The following is an 8073-nucleotide window of genomic DNA, read 5'->3' on the forward strand; positions in this document are numbered from 1 at the left end:
AACAAAATTTTTCAGCCATGGCAAATACCTACACACAAATTCACATCCATTTAATTTTCGCCGTCAAGTATAGAAAGGCCTTAATTCATTCAAGTTGGAAGGAAAGATTGCATCAATATTTTACCGGAATGATTCAAAAAAACGATCATAAAATGCTCCAGATTAATTCCATGCCTGACCATATTCATATGCTGATCGGCTTAAGACCTGATCAGGCACTTTCTGCTTTAGTTCAGAATATTAAATCAGAAACCAGTAAATGGATAAATGAAAATAACTTCTGTGAGGGAAAATTTCATTGGCAGGATGGCTTTGGAGCATTTTCGTATTCAAAAAGCCAACTTTCAAATCTCATAAGATATATTATCAACCAAGAGGAGCATCATCACAAAAAAACCTTTCTTGAGGAGTATAAATCCTTTTTGAAAGCCTTTGAAGTGGATTGGGAGGAAAAATATATTTTTGAGGATCTCAAGTAGCACCATGCGTTCCGCTGGAACGCGGGTTGTATCTTCATAGCTGAGGTTACCGACCAGATGTCCCGCTGGGACACGGGTTTTTATCAGATGGTATGTACTAAGCTAAGTTTTCTAGGAAATTTGCGGTTTGGCAATACTTCCAGATGGAATTTACTTTAATACGAGTCTCGTTCCAGCGGAACGACAGGTCGGTAGCAAAAGGTGTAATCGGACGCAGGGATCGTTCCGTAGGAACGTTTGGTCTTTTAGAAAAGGGCGATTTTTCACCATGCGTTCCGCTGGAACGCGGGTTGTATCTTCATAGCTGAGGTTACCAACCAGATGTCCCGCTGGGACATGGGTTTTTAGTTGACAGCTTGTTATTGGCTTCATGGCTACTCGGTTCTCGTTCCAGCGGAACGAATGGTTGGTAGCCGAGGTGATGCAAGAGGCGGGGATCGTTCCATAGGACCGTTTGGTAAAAACGAAAAAAGACCACATTTACCATGCGTTCCGCTGGAACGCGGGTTTCAGCGTTTATTATTTAGGTTACCAACCAGATGTCCCGCTGGGACATGTGTCGCAGGTGAGATGGGATTTTACCCGTAGACTTTGTTTCTGACAAGCTATCTTATTCGGGTTTGGATTAGTTTTGAAAGCGAATTTTTATCGTATGATTAGAATCTGAACTCGCTCATTTTGCGGCCAAAATCCACGATTCCTGATCCATCGTTCCAGCGGAACGAATGGTTGGTAGCCAAGATGATTCACCAGGCGGGGATTGTTTCGAAGGAACGTTTGGTGAAAAACAAACAAGTTTCAATTGGATGTCACCATGCGTTCCGCTGGAACGCGGGTTGTATCTTCATACCTGAGGTTACCAACCAGATGTCCCGCTGGGACATTCAGAGTCCAGGTATTTCGCTTGAATGAATTTACTTTAATCCGAGTTCCAGCGGAACGACGAGTTGGTAGCCGAGGTGATGCACGAGGCAGGGATCGTTCCGTAGGAACGTTTGGTGAAAAACAAACAAGTTTCAATCGTAAATCACCATGCGTTCCGCTGGAACGCGGGTTTCAGCGTTTATTATTTAGGTTACCGACCAGATGTCCCGCTGGGACATGGTAATCTTGATTTCAATTTTCTAAAGTCTTTGTAACTAAGGTCTTGTGTCTCAAGTCTTGCCTCTAACGAATCAATAAAGCGTCTTATCATTTCCCTTTTCTTTCCAAAGCTCAAAGGCGTTAAGACTTTCCTCTCTCAGAAGAGACAACATAGGAATCTTTCTTTCAGCAGGCTTCACCTCAATTTCCTTATAAATAAACTCATCGTCAAATCCGGCATCAGCCGCATCTTCTTTGGTACAGGCAAAAAATACTTTTGCAGGTCTTGCTCAAAAAATAGCTCCCAAACACATGGGGCAAGGTTCGCAGGAAGTATATACTTCGCATCCTTCCAGCTGAAAATTATCGAGGTTTTTGCAGGCATTCCGGATTGCGACGACTTCTGCATGTGCCGTGGGGTCTTTGGTCTTGAGGACCATGTTTGAGCCTTGACCGACGATCTTTCCGTCTTTGACAATCACGCAACCGAATGGTCCACCATTACCAGATAGCATACCTTTTTTCGCCAATTCGATGGCTTGTCGCATGAAGTTTTTCTGATTTTGGGTCATATCTGAAATGAATGAAGTTTTCAAAATGAGCTCTACTAACACCGGAATTAGAAAATATTTTTTAGAATATTAAACAATATTGTAGCGTTTAAGACTACTTTTCGTAGTGTAGTTAAGTATATTAATTCATCGTATTCTAACCAACAATCAAATGAAAGCAAAACTTCTTCCAATTCTAATGCTACTCTTCGGCTTAATTAGCTGCAATGATGAGGATTTTAGTCCAGAAGCTAAGATTCAGGGAACCTTCGAATTAGTTTTAAGTGTAATTAATCAATCCACAGACGAGATAGAATTTGATTTTTATAATACATATGAATTGAGATCGGATGGCACCTTCTATCGGGAGGATGTCACTAGAAATGTCGGTTCAGACGAAGTGCTGGGCTTTAGAACCTATGGTGACGGTACGTACACCATCTCGGATGAGATAGTCACGTTCCAATATGAAAATTTTTATTCAATGCAAATAGAAGACATCCCATATTTGCCGAAAGACCAGCTGACTTTCAGTGAATCGGGGAAGAATTCTGATCAATACAGGGTTCTTAACAATTACACGCAGCTGGAATACATTTGTCCTAGCAATGCCTTGTGCTCTTCTATTATACCACCCTATACGAAGATTGATTGAAAGATCGATTGAAGCTTAAAGGAGGCTGTTTTCTAAGTGAAAGCAGCCTTATTTATTTTGGTAATTTGCCTGAAAAATGGCTTCGACTTCGTTCAGCCTAAAACAAAACTGCCCACTGCGACTGCCCACTGCCCACTGATTCAACTCATCCACTTACTCAAAAACTCCAAAAACTGCTCCTTGTAATTCTCTCCGACCGCAATCTGATGATCTCCGATTTGAATAACATTTTTGGCGACCGAATCGATATGATCCAAGGCTACAATAAAGGAGCGATGTACTCGCATGAATTTTTCCGAAGGGAGTAATTCCTCCATGTTTTTCATGCTGGTGAGCGAAAGCAATGGATTTGCTTTTGACTTGAGGTGAACTTTGACGTAGTCCTTGTACGCTTCCACATGGGTGATGTCTTTGAGCATCACTTTGACGAGCTGGTATTCTACTTTCAGAAAAATGAATTCTTGAGTTGCGGTAGGTTCGGCAGATTTGGCAACGGGAGTATTATGGATTCGGTCAAAATATTGGTATGCCTTGGTCGCTGCGGCCAAAAAATCCTCGTAACTGTAGGGCTTGAGCAGGTAGTCGAGTGCTTCCACTTTGTAGCCTTCGATGGCAAACTGGTTGTATGCCGTGCAAAAAATAATGCGGGTTTTGTCATTGTTCTTTTTCCCATCGAGGATTCTGGCCAATTCCATCCCGGACAAGTCAGGCATTTGAATATCCATAAAGATCAGTTGAACCTCATTTTGGTTCAAAAAACTCAACGCTTCGATGGCATTTGAAAACCTTCCCTCCAGCTTCAGGAAGGCGGTCTGACTGATGAATTTGCTCAGCAATTCGAGCGCTAATGGCTCATCGTCTATGGCTACACATTTCAGTATCATGCGAGATTAATCGTCAGGTTGACCCAATATTCCTGTTTCGCTTCGTCTTTGCCAAATTTCAAGCGGTGTTTTTCCGGATAGATCAGGCTTAATCGACGCTGGGTATTAGTCAGTCCAATACCATTTTCGTGGGCTTCGGGACTGTCGGCGTTGACTGGGAAGATATGGTTTCTGGTTTCGAAGAAGACCGTGTCACCCATGACTTCCAGTTTGATTTTGATTTCACTTTCCTTTTGAGAACTTACGCCGTGTTTGAAGCAATTTTCCAAAAATGGCAATAACAGCATCGGTGCTATGACCAAATCTTCCTTTGGATTTTCGATTTCAATGGTAAGTTTGACCTTTTCAGTCATCCGCATTTTCATCAGCTCGATGTAATCCTCGATGAATTTGACCTCTTTGCTCAGTAGCGTTTCATTCTTTTGGTTCTCATATAGCACATAGCGCATCATTCGGGAGAGTTTCAAAAGAGCCTCCTGAGCCTTTTTTACATCCAGGTTAGTAAGTGCGTAGATGTTGTTAAGCGTGTTGAAGAAGAAGTGCGGGTTGATCTGGGCTTTGAGATAGGAGAGTTCTGTGTTGATTCGCTGCCGGTCAAGTTCCCGACGAAGGGTTTCATCTTTTTGCCACTTCTGTACTAAAGCCAAGGAAGTACTCAGGCCTATAGATACCAAAAAAAGCAACATTTGAAATACATCTCCTGGCAGCCACCTTTTCCTGTGTGGATCGAAGGGTTTGCCTGGGTTGAATACTTCGTGCATTTTTTCGGAGTAAAGTGTGAACTGCTCGAAGTAGATAATCAGTCCATAGAAAAAGACTGCACCAAGAATTACTATCAAAAGATAGAGGTAGTTTTTTCCGGGAAGGAGAATCTTAGGGACTATTAAAGAAGCATTGGTATAAAAAATTGAAATCAACAGTAAAACAAGAAAAACCTGCTTCCACCAAAATTGAACAGGAAGCTGGATTTCCCCCATTCTCCAGGAGAGCGGGGATAGCAGCAAGAGTACAATACAGAGCATAAACCAGCCCAGGATGTGTACAAGAACCGAAAGCCTTTTTTTAGGGGTAAATGATAGCATACGATTGATTTTCAGTGCTCAAACTAAGTCAAATTACTTCTATCCCTCAAACACAATCTACCAAAACAGAGATTTAACCTATGGAAAGCCTGTTTACAAGGATAAACCCTCAAGCCGTTGAATTCTCAAGGTTCGTCCTGATTTTGGTGGGATTTGTCGATGAAGTATCCCTTCTGGTCTATTACATTTTTTAGGGCCAAACAATGCCCTCAACTTTGGGGTATCAGTAGGTAGAAGTCCCTATTGGAAAACAATGACATGAAAAAATTACTCAATCTAATTATCGCCTTTACCATTTTCGGAGGTACTGCTTCTTATGCGCAGCAGACTGAAGAAAGAAAAGAGCCTGCAAGGATCATCGGCGTGGCCAAAGACCTAAAAACAGGTGAGCCTGTAGGCTATGCTACTGCGGCACTATATAAATCAGGAACTGATCTCAGTACATCCGGAGCGGTGGCAGATGGGGATGGGGTTTTCTTTATTACCGGATTTGATACTGGTACTTACGAATTGCAGATTAGCTTCCTTGGCTACGAGACCGTGAAGCGTACAATTACTATCAACTCTGTCGATGCAGATATCAACTTGGGTGAAATCGGTATGACGGACGAAGGTTTGGCTCTTGAGGAAGTGACCGTTCAGGGACAGCGCGAACTGATCGAAGAGCGAGTGGACAGAACAATCTACAAAGCAGAAAATGACAAAACAACCGCAGGAGGTGATGCAACGGACGTATTGAGAAGAGTACCGATGCTTTCAGTCGATTTGGACGGTAATGTTTCCATGCGAGGAAGTAGCAATATTTTGGTGTTGATCGACAACAGACCTTCAGCTATTGCGGCTTCGTCCATTGCTGATGCATTGAAGCAGATCCCCGCAGATGAAATCAAAGCGGTAGAGGTAATCACTTCTCCATCTGCTAGATTCGATGCAGAAGGTACCTCAGGGGTAATCAACATTGTAACAAAAAAGAATAACCTTCAAGGTGTTACTTTAAATATCAATTCGGGATTTGGATTGAGAGGTTCAAACCTTGGACTTCAGGGAAGTGCCAGAAAAGGTAAATTGGGATTTAGCTTGGGAGGTTTCGGTCGATCAGGGTACAATCTTCTTGGTAGATTCGAAAATGAGCAGATCATTACCAATCCTGACAATTCTATCTCCCGGGTGATTCAGTCTGCAGACACGGAAAGAAGAGATATTTTCGGCAGATATAATTTCGGAGTGGATTATGATATCAACGAGTACAATTTCATTACCGGTGCCATCAACTTCGGTATTAGAAATTCAAATAATGAGCAGACTAATTTTTTGACTGAAAACTTTCGAAATAATGACCTGATCAGTAACAGACTCAGAAACACAGATACCAAAGATTTGAGCAATTCTGTGGACGTGAGTTTAAACTACACCAGATCTTTCGAGAAAAAGGGAAGAGAGTTGAGTTTGTTGACACTTTATAGCCGAAATAACCGGGAGAACTCTTTTATTAATACACTGTTCACAGAGGACTTCAGCACGATTGATTCCCGATTGAAAAATGACAACCCAAGCCGAAATGAAGAATTTACCGTGCAGTTGGATTATGTGACTCCTTTGGATGAGAAGGGAAATCAAATTCTGGAATATGGGGCAAAAAATATATTGAGAAAAGCGTATTCTGACTTTGCCTATTTTGAAGCAGAAGGTGCTGATGGGGAATTTGTAGAAGATCCGAATCCTGCCAGAAACAATGACTTTAGCTACGATCAAAATGTCACTGCGGGTTATCTGTCTTACACCTTCGCCTTCTTGGAGAATTACACCTTAAAACCTGGCGTACGATATGAATACACCACCATCAATGCTGACTTCAGAACAGAATTTGTGGCTGATATTCCTTCTTATGGTACTTGGGTACCGAGCATCAATGCTTCCAGAAAGTTGAAGAATGGAAATATGATCAAGGCCGCTTACAACAGAAGAATTCAAAGACCTTCGCTTCGTTTCCTGAATCCCAACATTGAAGCTTCCAACCCGCTTCAGATATCACAAGGTAATCCTGAACTCGATCCTGAATTAACTGATAACTACGAGTTGGGCTATAGCACATTTATCAAAGGAACGACCTTGAATTTCACCACTTTCTACAGAAATACCACAGGTTCTATTCAGGCTATCCGAGACGTGCTTGACGGAGGAATTATCTCTACGACTTTTGAAAATATTGGTCAGGAGCAGACAGTAGGAGCCAATATTTTTGCAAACGTGAATATCAACAATAAATTCTCCCTGAATGGTGGGTTTGACTTGTACTACGCCATGCTGGACAACGGTCTGACAGATCCTCAGTTTGCAGCAAGCAATGAAGGGTTTGTGGTAAGTGGTCGAATTTTCGGAAACTATACCCTTCCAAAAAGCTGGCAAGTGCAGTTGTTCTCCTTTGCAAGAGGACGACAGGTACAACTTCAGGGAACCTCAGGTGGATTTGCGGTGTACGGATTGAGCATGAACAAGCAATTTGCAGAAAAAAGAGGAAGCGTTGGTTTCGGAGTGGAAAACTTCCTTGCCAAGGAATTCATCATCAGAAATGAAATCGTCACACCTACCATTATCCAGAATAGTGTAAATGCAACCCGAAACATGAACTTCAAAGTGAATTTCAGCTACAGAATCGGAAAGCTTTCCATGGATCAGCGTCCAAAAAGAAGAAAGTCAATTAATAATGATGACTTGAAAGATGGTGGAGGGGATGGTGGCCAAGAAGGACAAGGCGGTGTGGCACCCGTTAGAAACAGATAAATCAATAAGACCCTGACTTGAAAAATCAGGGTTTTTTACTCCTAGTCTCCTCTGGTGACCAAAAAAATCAATAGAAAATAAATAGATAGATTGGGTAACAAAAATCCCGGACTTCATAGGTCTGGGCATTTTTGTGCGTGAATTAAACTAATGATATTACTTACTTAAAGCCTAATGAATGTAAGCTAGACTAGCGGGTACAAAAAACCCGGCTCAAAGATGGAGGCCACTGAAAAAGTCCTTTAATGGTTAATTGTTAGTAAAAAAAGGTGTAAGAAAATTACTTTTCTACACCTTTTTTTGTATCTTTTTGTGTATAAAATACTCAATTTCATGCTGTTACATCAACAAAAGATTAAGTTCAGTGAGTATGGCTCCATTTATGATTTGATAGTGCCAAAGGACAATCTTCTTCGAAAGATTAATGACATCATAGATTTTAGTTTTGTTTACCAAGAGCTGGTTAATAAATACTGTACTAATAACGGACGTATGGCTCAAAGCCCTGTTCGGATGTTTAAGTACCTGTTGCTTAAAACCATCTATACCTTGTCAGAT

5 protein-coding genes and 2 pseudogenes are annotated in these 8073 nt (G+C 41.6%); 4 read left to right on the forward strand and 3 right to left on the reverse strand.

What is annotated here, in order from left to right; genetic code table 11:
- Window positions 1–17 precede the first annotated feature (17 nt).
- Window positions 18–479, forward strand: coding sequence for an IS200/IS605 family transposase (gene tnpA / locus C4S61_RS18355; protein WP_103926250.1), 462 nt, complete (start codon window positions 18–20; stop codon window positions 477–479).
- Between the two features lie 1175 nt (window positions 480–1654).
- Here tnpA and C4S61_RS18360 read toward each other — a convergent pair.
- Window positions 1655–2134: pseudogene (locus C4S61_RS18360) on the reverse strand (nucleoside deaminase).
- 151 nt (window positions 2135–2285) lie between these two features.
- Between C4S61_RS18360 and C4S61_RS18365 the strand changes: the two are divergent.
- On the forward strand, window positions 2286–2768 hold the full coding sequence (locus C4S61_RS18365; RefSeq protein ID WP_103926251.1) for a hypothetical protein: 483 nt from the start codon (window positions 2286–2288) through the stop codon (window positions 2766–2768).
- A 140-nt stretch (window positions 2769–2908) separates the two neighbouring features.
- On the opposite strand, the gene C4S61_RS18370 is transcribed toward C4S61_RS18365, so the two are convergent.
- Window positions 2909–3652: a LytR/AlgR family response regulator transcription factor gene (locus tag C4S61_RS18370; protein ID WP_103926252.1), complete on the reverse strand. Its 744-nt coding sequence runs from the start codon at window positions 3650–3652 to the stop codon at window positions 2909–2911.
- The gene (locus tag C4S61_RS18375; protein WP_235010100.1) at window positions 3649–4734 is read right to left on the reverse strand and encodes a sensor histidine kinase; all 1086 of its coding nucleotides are present in this window, start codon (window positions 4732–4734) and stop codon (window positions 3649–3651) included. The genes C4S61_RS18370 and C4S61_RS18375 overlap by 4 nt, the downstream gene beginning before the upstream one ends.
- 258 nt (window positions 4735–4992) lie before the next feature.
- On the opposite strand from C4S61_RS18375, the gene C4S61_RS18380 reads away from it, so the two are divergent.
- A complete protein-coding gene (locus C4S61_RS18380) occupies window positions 4993–7515 on the forward strand; it encodes a TonB-dependent receptor domain-containing protein (RefSeq protein WP_103926253.1) in 2523 nt (840 codons plus the stop codon).
- Window positions 7516–7848: 333 nt separating this feature from the next.
- A pseudogene (locus C4S61_RS18385) lies at window positions 7849–8073 on the forward strand (IS5/IS1182 family transposase); the annotation flags it as partial.

Origin of the sequence: Algoriphagus boritolerans DSM 17298 = JCM 18970, assembly GCF_900108085.1 — a bacterium.
GTDB classification, from domain to species: domain Bacteria; phylum Bacteroidota; class Bacteroidia; order Cytophagales; family Cyclobacteriaceae; genus Algoriphagus; species Algoriphagus boritolerans.

What these genes read in the sequence shown, in the direction of transcription:
- tnpA (WP_103926250.1), top strand. Translation starts at nt 18, where the DNA reads ATGGCAAATACCTACACACAAATTCACATCCATTTAATTTTCGCCGTC.
- C4S61_RS18380 (WP_103926253.1), top strand. Translation starts at nt 4,993, where the DNA reads ATGAAAAAATTACTCAATCTAATTATCGCCTTTACCATTTTCGGAGGT.
- C4S61_RS18370 (WP_103926252.1), bottom strand. Translation starts at nt 3,652, where the DNA reads ATGATACTGAAATGTGTAGCCATAGACGATGAGCCATTAGCGCTCGAA.
- C4S61_RS18365 (WP_103926251.1), top strand. Translation starts at nt 2,286, where the DNA reads ATGAAAGCAAAACTTCTTCCAATTCTAATGCTACTCTTCGGCTTAATT.
- C4S61_RS18375 (WP_235010100.1), bottom strand. Translation starts at nt 4,734, where the DNA reads ATGCTATCATTTACCCCTAAAAAAAGGCTTTCGGTTCTTGTACACATC.